Here is a 16,228-nt window from a genome sequence, read left to right as displayed (position 1 = left end):
AATGAAGAATTTTATATACCTATCAATCGTTGGTCTTTTATTTATTTCTTGTAGCGGAGGTGGGGATGATCCAGCACCTACTCCCACTCCAGAAGTTAAAAATGTTGCTCCAACAATACCTGCATTGGTTACTCCAACGGATAACAAATTATGTGTAGATAATACAGTTGCTTTTCAATGGAATACTGCTACCGATGCAAACAAAGATGCTATAGTCTATCAAATTCAAATCGCTAAAGACAATACATTTTCACAAATTGTAAAAACGGCTGAGTCATCTACTGCAGCTCAAACTATTGCATTAGAAAAGAACACAGCCTATTATTGGAGAATTAAAGCAACCGACAGTAAAGGATTATCGAGTGATTATTCGGCTACATACAAATTTTATACTTCGGGTGATGCTGTAGTGAACCACTTGCCTTTCTCTCCAGAAATAGTAGAACCGGCTATAAACACAGTTTTGAGCACAACTACAGCCGCTTTAAAATGGAATGCAACAGATGTAGATGCAACAGATGTTTTGACTTATGATGTATATTTTGGAACTAGTAATCCTCCGACCGATAAAATAAAAGAAAATGCTACCTCAAAAACGCTTGATGTTCAATTAGAACTTGCCAAAGAATATTTTTGGAAAGTAGTTGTCAAAGACAATAAAGGAGGAGAAACTGTTGGACAAGTTTGGAAGTTTAAAACCAATTAACTTCTTAAAAGCACAAAAAAATTACTCTTAAAACGCCCCCATTTTTCATTCATTTGAAAATGGGGGTTTTGTTTTTATTGGAACATAGTATTTCTATTCTCCATTCTCTTTACTATTTTTATAATCCTAGCGATTTATAGTCGTTGATGTTTTCCAGTTTTAAACTTGTAAAGAAATATTTTCAAAAAAATAAAAAACGTAGGATATTCCGAAAAATTAATGTAGGAAAGTTAATTAAGTTTCGTACTCTTGTATTTGCCTTACAACTAAAGCCAAATAACCTATGAAAACAAAATTACTTTTATTTTTAACGCTATTCTCACTGATCATTAACGCACAAACCAATTTGGTTCCCAATGGGGATTTCGAAAATTGGACTTCTTCCTCACAGCCTGATAATTGGTTCCGGTATTTCAGTGGTTTTGTCTCACAAAGTACTTCGGCTCAAAATGGTTTATCAAGCACCAACATGATGATTGCTGATGGAACATTTAATTACATCAACAGTGAATATTTTCCTGTTGTGGCCAACAAAACCTACCGTATTACTTTGTATCACAAATTAGTTTCGGGCAGTTTTTCTGCTATTGACCTTAGTTTATACCACAAACCTGGTGCTTTTAAAGAGGAAATCATCAAAAAAACAGACGCTACATTTTCTAATAGTGAATGGAGACAAGTTGAATTTGACTACACTCCTGCGGTAAGCGAAAATATAGAGGTAGATATTTGGACTACCGGAACGTTAAATTCAGAGATTCTGGTTGACAATGTTTCCGTGATTGATGTAGCGACAATTGGAGCGCAATACACACTGATTCCAGATGTAAATTTTGAGAACAAGTTGATTGCACTTGGTATTGATTCTGGTGTTGCAGACGGGAAAGTACTAACTTCAAATGTGTCTTCAATTACGTCTTTGGATGTCACCAATAGTAATATCACAAATTTAGCGGGAATAGAAAGTTTTACTTCTTTGAAGAAATTGGATTGTGGATATAATAAACTTTCAACACTTAATGTTTCAAATAGCAAAAATTTAAACGAACTTATTTGCAGGTATAATAACCTAACAGCTTTAGATGTATCAGCAAATACAAATTTAACTTCATTAGACTGTATTTTTAATCATATCACAGCACTTGACGTCTCTAACTTACTCGCTCTTAAGGCATTATTATGTGTTGATAATAAATTAACCAATCTTGATGTGACTAAGAATTTGTATTTGGATTGGTTTGGCTGTAATAGTAATCAAATAAAAACTTTAGATGTATCACAAAACAAAATACTGCGATATTTAGACTGTGGATTCAATCAACTGACATCTTTGGATATTTCCAATAATCTATCTATCTTTTATTTAAATTGTCATAACAATAAGCTGACATCATTAGATGTTTCTATGCTTACTAATCTAACATCTTTAGCTTGTTCCGGAAATCAATTCAGTAATCTGGATATTTCTAAGAATCTCAAACTGGAATCTCTATTGTGCGAAAATATTAATGTCTCCACTCTTGATGTTTCTAAAAATACAGCACTTAAGGAATTGTATTGCGGAAATGGACAACTTACAACTTTAGATGTTTCCAAGAATAAGGCACTGACTATTTTGTACTGCCAAGATAATCTTTTAAACGATTTAAACATTAAAAATGGGACAAACACACTACTTGCCGATATAAGTTTTATAAACAACCCTAATCTAAAATGCATCCAAGTTGATGATCCAATTTATTCTAATGCGAATTGGTCAACCAAAAAAGATGCAACTGCTACCTATAATATAGACTGTACAGCCTATACATTGATTCCGGATGTGAATTTTGAAAACAAATTAATTGCTCTTGGTATCGACTCAGGAATTACTGATGGAAAGGTACCTACCGCCAATGTGGACAAACTAACTTCTTTAGATGTTTCGTTAAGTTCAATTGCAGATTTAACCGGAATTCAAGATTTTACGTCTTTAAAAGAACTAATTTGTACCGCTAACTATTTAACAACACTGGATATTTCTAAAAACTCGGCACTACTTAGTTTACAATGTAATGTCAATAAGTTATCTGCTTTAGATCTATCAAAGAACTTGTCATTAGAAAGTTTAAAATGCTCTCATAATCATATAACTTCATTAGATGTTTCGAATAATCTTTCCTTAACGACTTTAATGTGTGACACGAATCAACTTACAGATCTAGATGTTTCCAAAAACCTTGCATTATCAGTCTTAATATTTGATTATAATAAGTTAACCACGATAGATGTTTCTAAAAACAAATCATTAAATACGCTTGGTTTCTCTTTTAATAATTTAACTGGTATAGATGTTTCAAATAATAATAGTCTTGGTTTCTTAAACTGTCAATCAAATCAATTTACTGACCTAGATATCTCACATAATTTGCAATTAGGCACCTTATATTGTAATGACAATCAAATAACCTCATTAGATGTTTCCAAAAATGGCTCTTTAGGTTATTTGTTTTGTCAGAATAACAAGTTATTAGATTTAAATTTAAAAAATGGAAACCAAACTCATTTCGCAAATAACTATCTGAATTTTACCGGAAATCCAAAGTTAACTTGCATCCAAGTTGATGATGCGATTTATTCTAATGCAAATTGGAGCTCAATTAAAGACGATACTGCAAATTTTAATACAGACTGCTCCACCTCAAATCTATATACTTATATATCCGATGTTAAGTTTGAGAACAAGTTGATTTCTCTCGGTATCGATTCTGGTGTTGCAGATGGGAAAGTTCTGACCGCAAACGTGGACAAACTCACTTCATTGGATGTTTCGTCAAATTCAATTTCAGATTTGACAGGTATTCAGGATTTTGTCGCTTTGACTAATTTGAATTGTTCTCAAAATGAATTGACTACTCTCAATACTTCTAAAAATCTGGCACTAATTAGCTTAGAATGCAGTAACAATAAATTATCTACTCTAGATGTGTCTAAGAACTTATCTTTGGAAAGTTTAAGATGTTCTGCCAACAACATAACTTCTTTAGATATTTCAAATAATCTATCTTTGGAAACTTTAGCTTGCAACACAAATCAACTTTCTGATTTAGATGTCTCCAAAAACCTTTTACTTATCGAACTATTTTTTGATTATAATAAAATATCCTCTATTGATGTTTCTAAAAACTCCAAATTAGGCGCTCTAACTTTCTCTTCCAATAATATAACCACTATCGATGTTTCAAAAAACAGTTCGCTTGGATTTTTAAACTGTCAATCAAATCAACTTACAAATTTAGATCTTTCTCATAATTTAATATTGAACTCTTTATTTTGTAATGACAACCAAATAACCTCATTGGATATTTCCAAAAATAATTCCGTCGTCTTTTTACTTTGTCAGAATAACAAATTATTAAATCTGAACCTAAAAAATAATGGAAACAAAGCTCTTTTCGATACTAGGTTTTTGAATTTCACAGGAAATCCGAACTTAACTTGTATCCAAGTCGATGATATCGCTTATTCAAATACCAATTGGGCAAATTTAAAAGATATTACAGCTAATTATTCAACAGATTGTAATCTTGTTTACACACTCATTCCAAATTCAAGTTTTGAACAAAAACTAATTGATTTAGGAATTGACACAGATGGTTTAAATGGAAAAATTTCTACTACTAGCATCGAATCAATTACCTCTTTAGATCTTTCAAATACTAATATTAAAGATTTAACCGGAATTGAAAACTTCACAGCTCTAAAGTATTTTACGGCTAACGGTACTAACTTAACGTCCGTAGATTTTAGCAAAAACCTGATGCTTCAATATGTCTCCATTAGTGGAAATAATCTAACAAGCTTAGATGTCTCTAAAAACACAAATCTTTCAGAATTGGATTTTAGCAACAATAAAGTAATGCAAATAGATCTTTCTCAAAATAAAGAATTAACAGTTTTAAATGCGCTAGGAAATCAATTGACCGCGCTTGATATTTCACAAAATCCAAAAATAAAATCGCTAAATGTTGAGTTTAATCAACTGACATCATTAAATCTACAAAATGGAAATAATGCTAATTTTGTGTTAGCAAAACCTACTAATAAAATATCCCAAACGGTTGTGTACACCAGCTTTTCAAACAACCCAAATCTTTCGTGTATCAAGGTTGACAATGTAGCCTATTCCAATCAAAATTGGAGTCAAATAAAAGATGCAACAGCTACCTATTCCTCAACTTGTTCCAAATTAGGAATCGAAGATTCAGTTTTTGATAAAGTTGCAATTTTCCCAAATCCAACCAAAGGAGAATTACACATTGATAATATTGTGCTTGAAAAAGTAACCGTTTATGATGCTTTAGGGAAATTAATAAAAACAACAACATTTACTTCAGGGGCCAAAGACCATACAATACATTTAGAGGGTCTCCCTAGGGGCATTTACTATATCTATTTAGAAAGCGAAGGAGCCAATACTGCCAAAAAAGTCATAGTGAAATAGTTTATCATTTATAGTAATCAATAACCCCCATTTTTCATTCATTTGAAAATGGGGGTTTTATTTTTTATTGTAAATTTGAGTTCTTCGGGAAAACAATTATACGTTTCAGCAGCAATAAATCCAAGACCACATGGGCAAAATACAAGATTACTTTAAAATAAAAGAACGTGAAACTTCAGTAAAGCAAGAAGCTCTTGGTGGTTTGGTTACTTTCTTGTCTATGGCTTACATTATTTTTGTAAACCCAAACATACTGTCCATGACCGGTATGCCAAAAGAAGCACTCATTTCGGTGACTTGCATTGCAGCCATTTTTGGAACTTTGTTAGTTGGAATTTGGGCCAAAGTCCCTTTTGCAATGGCTCCCGGTATGGGACTAAATGCCATGTTTGCCTTTACACTGGTTTTGGGACAAGGGGTTTCCTGGCAAGATGCTTTGGGAGTTGTTTTCTTATCTGGAGTATTTTTTACAATAATATCCTTTTTTGGAGTTCGTCATAAAATCGTAGAAGCCATTCCTCCCTCCTTGCAGGTGGCTATGGGCTGTGGTGTTGGTTTTTTTATTGCCTTTATTGGGTTCAAACAATTAGGACTTATTGTGGCTCATCCAGACACTTTAGTAACATTAGGCAAATTTACTCCAGCTGTTGTAATTGGTTTACTTACCCTTTTTATCACTGTGATCTTAGAAATTTACAAAGTAAAAGGAGCCATCTTGATTGGAATCCTAATAGGAACTTGCTTAGGAATTGGATTTGACCCCAATGTACATTTACCAACCCACGTTTTTTCGTTACCACCATCCATTGCTCCTATTTTTTGGCAATTAAATATTTTGGGAGTCTTAAAATTAAGTTTTGCCTCAGCCATCTTCTCTTTCCTTTTTGTAAGCTTGTTTGATTCTATTGGAACTGCAATAGCCTGTTCGTATGAGGCAAATCTGGTTGGCAAAAATGGTAAAATGCCTCATCTCAAAAAAGTATTGGAAGCCGATGGTATTGCAACTATGTGCAGTGGAATTTTGGGCACAAGCAACACAGTGGTGTTTATTGAATCGGCTACAGGAATTGCCAATGGAGCCAAAACCGGATTAAGTTCGGTATTTGTGGCGTTATTTTTCTTTTTAGCCTTGTTTTTCTCTCCTATTATCACAATCGTTCCTGCTTATGCAACCGCACCTGCTCTAGTTCTGGTTGGAATCTATATGTCCAAACATTTATCCAGAATCAATTTTACTGATTTACATATAGGTGTTCCAGCCTTTTTAACCATGATTATGATGCCTCTCACTTATAGTATCAGTAATGGAATAGCTTATGGATTTGCCTGCTATATTATCTTGGCTTTATTTACTAAAAACACCAAAGAAGTAACTCCAATGATGTGGGGTGTTGGTATATTTTCAATCCTAAGCATTATAATTGCACAAATGAAATAACAAAAGAAATCCCCATTTTTATCGATTTGAAAATGGGGATTTCTTTTGGCTCACTTATTTTGGATTTTAAAAAATATCCGAACAACTAAATACCTCTTTCAATCTCACTCCTTTTTCGGTATGTTGAACTGTTATGATTTCGTTATGTGCATCGTGTTCCAGAAACAAGTAGTAATTGTTATCAGCGGCTGCGTTCAAGAATTTTGATTTCTCGGGCATAGTCAATAATGGTCTCGTATCATATCCCATGACATAGGGCAAAGGCAAGTGTCCAACTGTCGCCAATAAATCAGCACAAAAAACAATAGTTTTATCTTGATACTGAATGTGCGGAATCATTTGCTTTTCGGTATGACCATCGGCATAAAAAATGCCAAATCCCAATTCATTTGAAAACCCAAAATCTCCGTCAGGTTTAGCAACAAAATTCAACTGTCCGCTTTCCTGCATTGGCAAAATATTCTCTGACAAAAAAGAGGCTTTCTCTCTGGCGTTCGGTTTTGTCGCCCACTCCCAATGATTTTCGTTGCTCCAGAATTTAGCATTTTTAAACGCCGGTTCATAACCTGTTTTGTCCTTGTTCCATTGTACACTACCGCCGCAATGATCAAAATGCAAATGCGTCATAAAAACATCGGTAATATCATCGCGATGAAAACCGTATTGAGCCAATGATTTGTCCATAGAATGAGTGCCCCAAAGTGAGTAATATCCAAAAAACTTGTCGGATTGTTTGTTTCCCATTCCGGTGTCAATCAAAATTAATCGGTTTCCGTCTTCAATCAACAAACAGCGGGCGGCAATATCTATCAGATTGTTTTCGTCGGCAGGATTGGTTTTGTTCCAAATGGTTTTGGGTACTACACCAAACATTGCCCCACCATCGAGTTTAAAATTGCCTGTTTCTATTGGATAAAGTTTCATTATTATATTTTATATGTTTAAAGAGAACCTGCAATTTAGCAAAATCCAATGGCTTAATTCTACCATATATAACAAATTTCTATTTTGGCATTAGTTATATAAATGTTATCACTTATGGGAAAAAGCATTTTATATAGTATCTTTGCAGTTAATTTAGACGAAATAAAGATAGCGCATAAATGAGCTTTACAGAATTATGTTCTCTTTTTAGAGATTCATTTTAAGCCATTTATGTCAAAAACACAAAACAAATACTACTAACAAATGATACAAGTTTCTGATACTGCCAAAAAGAAAATCATCGATTTGATGAAAGACGATGGTTTCGATGCCGCTGTGGACTACGTGAGAGTCGGCGTAAAAAGCGGTGGATGCTCTGGTTTGTCTTATGATTTGAAATTTGACAAAACTAAAGGCGAAGACGACAAAATTTTTGTTGACAACGATATCACAATCGCTGTCGAAAAAAAATCATTCCTTTATTTAGCAGGAACTATATTGGAATTTTCAGGAGGATTAAACGGGAAAGGATTCGTTTTTAACAATCCAAATGCCAACAGAACTTGCGGTTGTGGGGAAAGTTTCTCACTATAAAAAGAAAAAAACATTTAAACCATTAAGAAATTAAGCTGTTTAAGTCTTAACAAATCTTAATTTCTTAATGGTTTTAAAAAATAAAAAAATGTCAAAATACACCGAAGACGATTTAAAAATCGAATTAGAAACTAAAGAATACGAATACGGATTTTATACTGAATTAGAGTCGGAGACGTTTCCTATTGGTTTGAATGAAGATATTGTTCGAGCTATTTCTAAAAAGAAAGACGAACCACAATGGATGACCGATTGGCGCATTGAGGCTTTTCGTGCTTGGGAAGAAATGATCGAGCCAGAATGGGCAAACGTTAAGTATCAAAAACCAGACTTTCAAGCCATATCTTATTACTCAGCTCCCAAAAAAGCAGACCCAAACAAAACGCTTGACGACGTAGATCCTGAACTTTTAGAAATGTACAAAAAGTTAGGTATCTCTGTTGATGAGCAAAAAATGATGAATAATGTTGCCATGGATATCGTAGTTGACTCGGTTTCGGTAGCAACAACATTCAAAAAGACATTAGCCGAAAAAGGAATTATCTTCATGAGTATTTCCGAAGCTATTCGTGAATATCCAGACTTAGTTCGTAAATATTTGGGTACTGTTGTTCCTCAAAAAGATAATTTTTATGCAGCCTTAAATTCGGCTGTTTTCTCAGACGGATCGTTCTGTTATATTCCAAAAGGGGTTCGTTGCCCAATGGAACTGTCCACTTATTTTAGAATCAATCAAGCAGGAACCGGGCAATTCGAAAGAACCCTGTTAGTTGCTGACGAAGGTAGTTACGTTTCTTATTTAGAAGGATGTACTGCTCCTACTCGCGACGAAAATCAATTGCATGCTGCAGTAGTAGAATTGATTGCTTTGGACGATGCCGAAATTAAATATTCTACTGTTCAAAACTGGTATCCTGGAAATAAAGAAGGTAAAGGTGGTGTTTTCAATTTTGTAACCAAAAGAGGGTTTTGTGAAAAAAATGCCAAAATATCCTGGACTCAAGTAGAAACAGGATCTGCAATTACCTGGAAATATCCTTCTGTTATTTTAAAAGGTGACAACTCAATCGGAGAATTTTACTCCATTGCCGTTACCAATAATTACCAACAGGCCGATACCGGAACCAAAATGATTCATTTAGGTAAAAACACCAAATCGACTATTATTTCTAAAGGAATTTCTGCTGGAAAATCACAAAACAGTTATAGAGGTTTGGTTCAAATTGGGGCCAGAGCAGAGAACGCCAGAAACTTTTCACAATGTGATTCACTGTTAATGGGGAATCATTGCGGAGCACATACTTTCCCATATATTGAAAGCAAAAATCCGACAGCAAAAATAGAACATGAAGCTACAACCAGTAAAATTGGTGAAGACCAAGTTTTCTATTGCAACCAACGTGGAATCCCAACCGAAAAAGCAATTGCACTTATCGTAAATGGTTTCAGTAAAGATGTGTTGAATAAATTACCGATGGAGTTTGCCGTAGAAGCACAAAAATTATTGGAAATTTCGTTGGAAGGTTCTGTAGGGTAATTATATTTGTTTAAAGTTTAAGGTTTAAAGTTGAGCCACTTAACTTTTAAAACCTTAAGCAAAATAATTTTAAACAAATATATGGCTACAATAAAAAGATTTGAAGATTTAGAAATTTGGCAAGATGCTAGAAGATTATCGAAAGAAGTAATTGTAATTTCCAAGGAAACAGATTTAAAAACAGACTTTAGGCTAAAAGATCAAATTAAAGCTTCATCGGGTTCTGTTATGGATAATATAGCCGAAGGATTTGAAAGAAATGGAAATTTAGAATTTCGACAATTTTTATCGATAGCAAAAGGATCTGCTGGAGAATCAAGATCTCAACTTTATAGAGTTTTTGATAATGATTATATCAATCAAGAAAAATTAGACAGCTTAATTTTTGAATATGAAAAGTTGAGTGGAAAAATAAATAATTTTATATCATATTTAAACAAAAAAGATTTTAAAGGTACAAAGTTTCAGTAACCATGAGAACTTTAAACTTTAAACTTTAAACAAAAAAAACATGCTTAGTATAAAAAACCTTCACGCCTCAATAGGTGACAAAGAAATATTAAAAGGGATAAACCTTGAAGTAAAAGCTGGAGAAGTTCATGCTATAATGGGACCAAATGGTGCTGGAAAAAGTACACTTTCGGCTGTAATTGCTGGAAACGAAAACTACGAAGTAACTGATGGTGAAGTAATTTTGGACGGGGAAGATCTTGCAGATCTAGCTCCAGAAGAAAGAGCGCACAAAGGTGTTTTCCTTTCGTTCCAATACCCAGTGGAAATTCCAGGGGTTTCGGTTACCAACTTCATGAGATCAGCAATCAACGAAACTCGTAAAGCTAAAGGTCAAGATGAAATGCCAGCAAATGAAATGTTGAAATTAATTCGTGAAAAATCAGAATTATTGGAAATCGACAGAAAGTTTCTTTCTCGTTCTCTTAACGAAGGTTTCTCAGGTGGTGAGAAAAAAAGAAATGAAATTTTTCAAATGGCAATGCTGGAACCAAAACTGGCTATCCTTGACGAAACCGACTCTGGTCTTGATATCGATGCTTTAAGAATTGTTGCCAATGGTGTAAATAAATTGAAAAGCGATAAAAATGCTGTCATTGTAATTACCCACTACCAAAGATTATTGGATTATATCGTTCCGGATTTTGTTCACGTTCTTCACAACGGAAAAATTGTAAAATCAGGCGGAGCAGAATTAGCACACGAGCTAGAAGAAAAAGGATACGATTGGATTAAACAAGAACTAGAAGCTTAAAAATTTGTTTAAAGTCTAAAGTTTAAAGTTGACTCGAGCTAACTTTAAACTTTTAAACCTTAAACTTTAAACAATTAAAGAATATGGAATTAAAAGAAAAATTACTATCGTCTTTTATGGCTTTTGAAGAACGTGTTGATGTTCATTCCGAACTTCACGATGTGCGAACTGCAGCCATAAAAAACTTCGAAAATAAAGGATTCCCAACCAAAAAGGAAGAAAGTTGGAAATACACTTCGCTAAATGCTATCTTAAAAAATGACTTTAGCGTTTTTCCAAAAACAGAAAATGCCATTCAATATAGCGATGTAAAAAAATACTTTTTACACGAAATAGACACCTACAAAGTAGTTTTTGTAGACGGTGTTTTTAGTTCACATTTATCTTCAACAACTCATGACGGTATCGATGTTTGCTTAATGTCATCAGCATTAAACAAGCCAAAATACAAAATGATTATTGACACTTACTTCAATCAGATTGCCAGCAAAGAGGAGAGTTTGACTTCATTGAATACTGCTTTCGCAAATGAAGGAGCTTATATTAATATTCCAAAAAGCAAAGTTGCAGACAAACCTATCGAGATCATGTATTTCTCTACAGGGGGCGAAAATGCACTTTTAGTTCAACCTAGAAACTTGGTTATTGTTGGTGAAAACTCACACGTACAAATCATAGAACGTCATCAAAGTTTGAACGAAAATCCAGTTTTAACCAATTCGGTTACCGAGATTTTTGCTCAAAAAAGGGCCATTGTGGATTATTATAAAATTCAAAATGACAACCTAGAAGCCAATTTGATTGACAACACTTATGTTTCCCAAAAACAAGAAAGTCACGTTTCGGTTCACACTTTCTCTTTTGGAGGAAACTTAACGAGAAACAATTTAAATTTCTACCACTTTGGAGAAAGATTGACTAGTACCTTGAACGGAATCACTATTATTGGTGATAATCAACACGTTGATCACTATACATTAGTGAACCACGCAACACCAAATTGTGAAAGTTACCAAGATTATAAAGGAATTTTCAATGACCGCTCGACAGGAGTTTTCAACGGAAAAGTATATGTGGAAAGAGAAGCTCAAAAAACAAATGCTTTCCAAAAAAGCAACAACATTCTTTTGAGCGATAAAGCAACAATTAACGCCAAACCGCAATTGGAAATTTTTGCCGATGATGTAAAATGTTCACACGGTTGTACTATTGGTCAACTAGACGAAACTGCTATGTTCTATATGCAACAACGTGGAATCCCTAAAAAAGAGGCCAAAGCATTATTGATGTACGCTTTCTCGAATGCCGTAATCGAAAACATAAAAATACCAGAATTGAAACAACGAATCACCAAAATCATCGCCATGAAATTGGGTGTCAAAATTGGATTTGATTTATAATTTTTAACCGCAAGGTTAGCTAATATTTATACATAAAGGCACAAAGTTTTATAAACTTTGTGCCTTTATTATTTTTACTTTGTGGAAGAATTCATTTTTTTGCTAAACTATAGATTAATAGTATAAAACCAAAAAAAGATAGTCCTAAACCCAAAGTAAGACTTATCGAATTATATGGATGTTTAATAATTGTTGACCAAGCCAAAGCATTAAAAACAAAGCCAAAAAACATTAATAGAAATGATATTAAAAATTTTTTCTTCCCATATTTTTACTTCTTCACACTCCACACAATTCCACTCAACAACCCATTAAAATCAAATTGAGGCTCTTCTGTCAAACCCATTCTTACAATGACTAAATCCATCGACGGAATGATGGCTACCATTTGCCCTTGGAAACCACTGCAATAATACAAATCTTTGGGAACATTTGGAAAATGGTTTCCTGCATTAAGCCAAAATTGTGCTCCATATCTTCCGTGTGAAGTATCTGTGGGAGTCGAAACATACTTTGCCCAACTGGGATCAAATAATTGTTCTCCATTCCAATTACCTTTATGCAAATACAACAAACCCAACTTTGACCAATCACGAGTTGTTGCCCAACCATAAGACGAGCCAACATAATTCCCCGCCATATCTGTTTCTACAAGCATCGAATGCATTCCAATTTTATCAATCAATGCCGAATACCAAAAATCCAAGTATTCTTGGTGTGTCTTGAACTGCTTCCGCAAAATTCCTGAAAGCAGATTGGTTGTTCCAGAAGAATAATTCCAATGTGTGTTTGGTTTAAAAACGGATGGTTTTAGCAATTGTGACCGAGTCATATCTTCGGCTTGGAAAAGCATCTTTGTTGCATCACAGATTCTGTCATAATATTCATCCCATGCCAAACCTGAATTCATATGCAATAAATCATTAGTCGTAATGTATTTTCGATTGTCATTTTGCCATTCGGCTATGGGAGCCGGTTTATGAATGTTAAATCGTCCTTGTTTTTCAAGTATTCCAAAAAGCGTCCCCGTAATACTCTTGGTCATGGACCAACCCAGAATAACACTTTTTTTTGTAAAACCGGGAGCGTATTTCTCGGCAATGATTTTATCTTTATAAATAACCAAAACTGAGCGTGTTCTTTTATAATTATTTCCTTTGGCATCAAATGCATTGGCAACAACCTGATTCAATTTGGTATAATTCACATTTTCAAAAACCGTGTCTTTGGGTGCTAAATCTCCATAAGGAAAAGGAAGCTTATTATTTAATTTAGTTCTTTTCGGAATTTCATACGGTTTCGTAACATCAAAAGCATCATCGATTAATGTCGCACCCAAACCTTCCCTGTAAATTGCTTTTCGCTTTTTTAAACCTAACACATTCGCTGTTGCAAATTTTCCTGATTCATTGATTTCATTGGTAGCCCAACCTATCACATCAAAATCATTGTCGCTTTTTTCAATAACATCCAATGAACGATTGTCAATGAAATGTCCAGAAGCGACGCTTTTAGCCGAAAATCCAGATATCAATTCTAGCTTGGGATAATTGGCAAAACCAAAATAAACCAAAAACAGAGAAAAGATAAGAATACCTATTTTAAAATACTTTTTCATAATGAAAGATAATTCTACCAATTTAGTAAAAAAAGTAATACTAACTTCAAACAACTAAATTCCTTCTCACTTTAGTAACAACACCCTTCACTTTCGTACTATTTTTATAATTATTAACTATTGTTGCTTAGAAAACTAAATCAATTGTATTACTTTTGTATTTAGAAAAATTCTAAATAAAGAAATGCTAGATATTCAGAAAATAAGAGCCGACTTTCCAATTCTATCACAAAAAGTTAACGGAAAGCCTTTAGTATATTTCGATAACGGAGCCACTTCGCAAAAACCGCAAGTGGTTATTGATGCAATTTCAACCTATTATCAAGAAATCAATGCCAATATTCATAGAGGAGTTCATACATTGAGCCAATTGGCGACTGATGCTTATGAAGTTTCCCGTGCAAAAGTGCAAAACCATATTAACGCCAAATTCGCTCACGAAGTACTTTTTACCTCGGGTACAACTTTTGGTATTAACTTAGTGGCCAATGGATTTGCTTCGATTCTAAAACCAGGTGATGAAGTGTTGGTTTCAGCATTGGAACACCACAGCAATATTGTGCCTTGGCAAATGTTGTGTGAAAAAACAGGAGCCACACTCAAAGTCATTCCGATGAATGAAAATGGAGAATTGATAATGAGTGAATACGATAAGCTGCTTTCTCCAAAAACCAAAATCGTAACGGTTAACCATATTTCGAATGCATTGGGAACTATCAATCCAATCAAGTATATGATTGACAAAGCACACGAAGTTGGAGCTGCAATTTTAATTGATGGTGCACAAGCTGTACCACATTTAAAACCAGATGTTCAGGCTTTAGATTGTGATTTCTATGTTTTTTCGGGACATAAAATGTGTGGGCCAACAGGAACAGGAGTTTTATACGGAAAAGAAGCTTGGTTGAATAAACTTCCTCCTTATCAAGGTGGTGGCGAAATGATCAAAGAGGTTACTTTTGAAAAAACTACTTATGCCGATTTACCACATAAATTTGAAGCAGGAACACCCAATATTGCTGGCGGAATTGTTTTGGGAACAGCGATTGACTATATGAATGAAATTGGTTTTGAAAACATTCAAAAGCAAGAACTGGAATTATTGGATCATGCCACAAAACGATTATTAGAAATCGACGGGTTGCGAATTTTTGGTACTTCTGAAGCAAAAACTTCGGTAGTCTCATTTAACATCGATGGTATTCATCCGTATGACATTGGAACCATCATTGACAAATTGGGAATCGCCGTAAGAACAGGTCACCATTGCGCGCAACCGATTATGAATTTCTTTGGTATTCCTGGAACGATAAGAGCTTCATTTTCTTTTTACAATACTAAAGAAGAAATTGATTTAATGGTCGAAGCAGTGAAAAAAGCCCAAATGATGCTATCTTAAAATAAAAAAGTATGAAAATTATAACACTCTTGTTTTTGACGCTAATACTTGGAAAAAACTGCCAAAGCCAAAATAATATGGATTTTAGTTCCGCAAAAATTGAGTACACGGCCAATTCAAGAGGATTGTATAATAGCACCATTATAGAAAATAAAAAAGTGTCCGTAACGAAAACAAGAGATGAAAAACCTGTTTCAAACTCTCTCACCGATGCCGAATTGAATGCTTTGATAAATGAATTTCAAAAAGTAAATCTGGAGGAAATTCCGAGTTTGAAAGCACCTACCGAAAAGCGTTTTCATGATGGAGCGGCAATGGCTAATTTGAAAATAACCTATAAAGGAAAAACCTATGAAAGCCAGACTTTCGATAATGGATATCCTCCTGAAAAAATAAAGAACTTAGTAAACACAATACTATCCTTTTCAAAAAAAGTAGAATGACAATAAAAGAAATACAAAACGAAATTATAGATGAATTCTCCATGTTTGACGACTGGATGCAACGTTATGAATACATTATTGATTTAGGCAAAAATCTTCCTTTAATCAAGGAGGAATTCAAAACTGACAATAACTTAATCAAAGGATGTCAATCCAAAGTATGGTTGCAAGGTGAACAAAACGATGATAAAATTGTTTTTACGGCCGATAGTGACGCTATTTTGACCAAAGGAATAATCGCCATTTTAATCCGCGCTTTTTCAAACCAAAAAGCAATTGATATATTAAACGCAGATACGGATTTTATTGATGAAATCGGTTTGAAAGAACATCTTTCACCAACAAGAGCGAACGGTTTGGTTTCGATGATAAAAAATATTAAAATGTACGCATTGGCATTTGATGCACAGAGAAAAAACTAA

The 16,228-nt window shown here is 34.0% G+C and carries 13 protein-coding genes; 11 read left to right on the top strand and 2 right to left on the bottom strand.

The window, feature by feature from the left end; all coding sequences use genetic code 11:
* Position 1: 1 nt before the first annotated feature.
* The 3 genes from C8C85_RS08420 to C8C85_RS08410 all read left to right on the top strand — a co-directional run bounded on the left by C8C85_RS08420 (position 2) and on the right by C8C85_RS08410 (position 6,627).
* Positions 2-706: a hypothetical protein gene (locus C8C85_RS08420; RefSeq protein ID WP_116796672.1), complete on the top strand. Its 705-nt coding sequence runs from the start codon at positions 2-4 to the stop codon at positions 704-706.
* Between the two features lie 283 nt (positions 707-989).
* Positions 990-5,189: a T9SS type A sorting domain-containing protein gene (locus C8C85_RS08415; protein ID WP_116796671.1), complete on the top strand. Its 4,200-nt coding sequence runs from the start codon at positions 990-992 to the stop codon at positions 5,187-5,189.
* A gap of 130 nt (positions 5,190-5,319) precedes the next feature.
* Positions 5,320-6,627 (top strand): NCS2 family permease, encoded by a 1,308-nt coding sequence (locus tag C8C85_RS08410; RefSeq protein ID WP_116796670.1) that lies wholly within the window; start codon positions 5,320-5,322, stop codon positions 6,625-6,627.
* Between the two features lie 66 nt (positions 6,628-6,693).
* Here the strand turns inward: C8C85_RS08410 and C8C85_RS08405 are convergent, their stop codons facing one another.
* On the bottom strand, positions 6,694-7,551 hold the full coding sequence (locus tag C8C85_RS08405; RefSeq protein ID WP_116796669.1) for an MBL fold metallo-hydrolase: 858 nt from the start codon (positions 7,549-7,551) through the stop codon (positions 6,694-6,696).
* Positions 7,552-7,815: 264 nt separating this feature from the next.
* Between C8C85_RS08405 and C8C85_RS08400 the strand changes: the two genes are divergently transcribed.
* From C8C85_RS08400 to sufD, 5 genes are all read left to right on the top strand, one after another.
* Positions 7,816-8,145 (top strand): HesB/IscA family protein, encoded by a 330-nt coding sequence (locus C8C85_RS08400; RefSeq protein ID WP_077374886.1) that lies wholly within the window; start codon positions 7,816-7,818, stop codon positions 8,143-8,145.
* Between the two features lie 88 nt (positions 8,146-8,233).
* A complete protein-coding gene (sufB, locus tag C8C85_RS08395) occupies positions 8,234-9,682 on the top strand; it encodes a Fe-S cluster assembly protein SufB (RefSeq protein WP_116798438.1) in 1,449 nt (482 codons plus the stop codon).
* 81 nt (positions 9,683-9,763) lie between these two features.
* Positions 9,764-10,153: a four helix bundle protein gene (locus tag C8C85_RS08390; protein ID WP_116796668.1), complete on the top strand. Its 390-nt coding sequence runs from the start codon at positions 9,764-9,766 to the stop codon at positions 10,151-10,153.
* A 40-nt stretch (positions 10,154-10,193) separates the two neighbouring features.
* A complete protein-coding gene (gene sufC / locus C8C85_RS08385; protein ID WP_116796667.1) occupies positions 10,194-10,946 on the top strand; it encodes a Fe-S cluster assembly ATPase SufC in 753 nt (250 codons plus the stop codon).
* An 83-nt stretch (positions 10,947-11,029) separates the two neighbouring features.
* Positions 11,030-12,346 carry a Fe-S cluster assembly protein SufD gene (gene sufD / locus C8C85_RS08380; RefSeq protein ID WP_116796666.1) on the top strand — a complete coding sequence of 439 codons (1,317 nt, stop codon included), beginning with the start codon at positions 11,030-11,032 and terminating at the stop codon, positions 12,344-12,346.
* A 271-nt stretch (positions 12,347-12,617) separates the two neighbouring features.
* Here the strand turns inward: sufD and C8C85_RS08375 are convergent, their stop codons facing one another.
* A complete protein-coding gene (locus C8C85_RS08375) occupies positions 12,618-13,964 on the bottom strand; it encodes a serine hydrolase domain-containing protein (protein WP_116796665.1) in 1,347 nt (448 codons plus the stop codon).
* 184 nt (positions 13,965-14,148) lie between these two features.
* Here C8C85_RS08375 and C8C85_RS08370 point away from each other — a divergent pair, with 184 nt between their 5' ends.
* From C8C85_RS08370 to C8C85_RS08360, 3 genes are read left to right on the top strand one after another with little or no spacing between them, the layout of a single operon-like run.
* Complete coding sequence (locus C8C85_RS08370; protein ID WP_116796664.1) at positions 14,149-15,363, top strand: aminotransferase class V-fold PLP-dependent enzyme; 1,215 nt, start codon at positions 14,149-14,151, stop codon at positions 15,361-15,363.
* An 11-nt stretch (positions 15,364-15,374) separates the two neighbouring features.
* A complete protein-coding gene (locus C8C85_RS08365) occupies positions 15,375-15,806 on the top strand; it encodes a hypothetical protein (protein WP_116796663.1) in 432 nt (143 codons plus the stop codon).
* A complete protein-coding gene (locus C8C85_RS08360; RefSeq protein WP_116796662.1) occupies positions 15,803-16,228 on the top strand; it encodes a SufE family protein in 426 nt (141 codons plus the stop codon). Before C8C85_RS08365 ends, C8C85_RS08360 begins: the two co-directional genes overlap by 4 nt.

The organism is Flavobacterium sp. 103 (genome assembly GCF_003096795.1).
GTDB lineage: Bacteria > Bacteroidota > Bacteroidia > Flavobacteriales > Flavobacteriaceae > Flavobacterium.
The sequence above is the reverse complement of the archived record's forward strand: the minus strand, read 5'-3'. Positions and strand labels throughout refer to the sequence as shown.

What these genes read in the sequence shown, in the direction of transcription:
- C8C85_RS08375 (WP_116796665.1), bottom strand. Translation starts at nt 13,964, where the DNA reads ATGAAAAAGTATTTTAAAATAGGTATTCTTATCTTTTCTCTGTTTTTG.
- sufD (WP_116796666.1), top strand. Translation starts at nt 11,030, where the DNA reads ATGGAATTAAAAGAAAAATTACTATCGTCTTTTATGGCTTTTGAAGAA.
- C8C85_RS08360 (WP_116796662.1), top strand. Translation starts at nt 15,803, where the DNA reads ATGACAATAAAAGAAATACAAAACGAAATTATAGATGAATTCTCCATG.
- C8C85_RS08420 (WP_116796672.1), top strand. Translation starts at nt 2, where the DNA reads ATGAAGAATTTTATATACCTATCAATCGTTGGTCTTTTATTTATTTCT.
- C8C85_RS08365 (WP_116796663.1), top strand. Translation starts at nt 15,375, where the DNA reads ATGAAAATTATAACACTCTTGTTTTTGACGCTAATACTTGGAAAAAAC.
- C8C85_RS08370 (WP_116796664.1), top strand. Translation starts at nt 14,149, where the DNA reads ATGCTAGATATTCAGAAAATAAGAGCCGACTTTCCAATTCTATCACAA.
- sufC (WP_116796667.1), top strand. Translation starts at nt 10,194, where the DNA reads ATGCTTAGTATAAAAAACCTTCACGCCTCAATAGGTGACAAAGAAATA.
- C8C85_RS08410 (WP_116796670.1), top strand. Translation starts at nt 5,320, where the DNA reads ATGGGCAAAATACAAGATTACTTTAAAATAAAAGAACGTGAAACTTCA.
- sufB (WP_116798438.1), top strand. Translation starts at nt 8,234, where the DNA reads ATGTCAAAATACACCGAAGACGATTTAAAAATCGAATTAGAAACTAAA.
- C8C85_RS08415 (WP_116796671.1), top strand. Translation starts at nt 990, where the DNA reads ATGAAAACAAAATTACTTTTATTTTTAACGCTATTCTCACTGATCATT.
- C8C85_RS08400 (WP_077374886.1), top strand. Translation starts at nt 7,816, where the DNA reads ATGATACAAGTTTCTGATACTGCCAAAAAGAAAATCATCGATTTGATG.
- C8C85_RS08390 (WP_116796668.1), top strand. Translation starts at nt 9,764, where the DNA reads ATGGCTACAATAAAAAGATTTGAAGATTTAGAAATTTGGCAAGATGCT.
- C8C85_RS08405 (WP_116796669.1), bottom strand. Translation starts at nt 7,551, where the DNA reads ATGAAACTTTATCCAATAGAAACAGGCAATTTTAAACTCGATGGTGGG.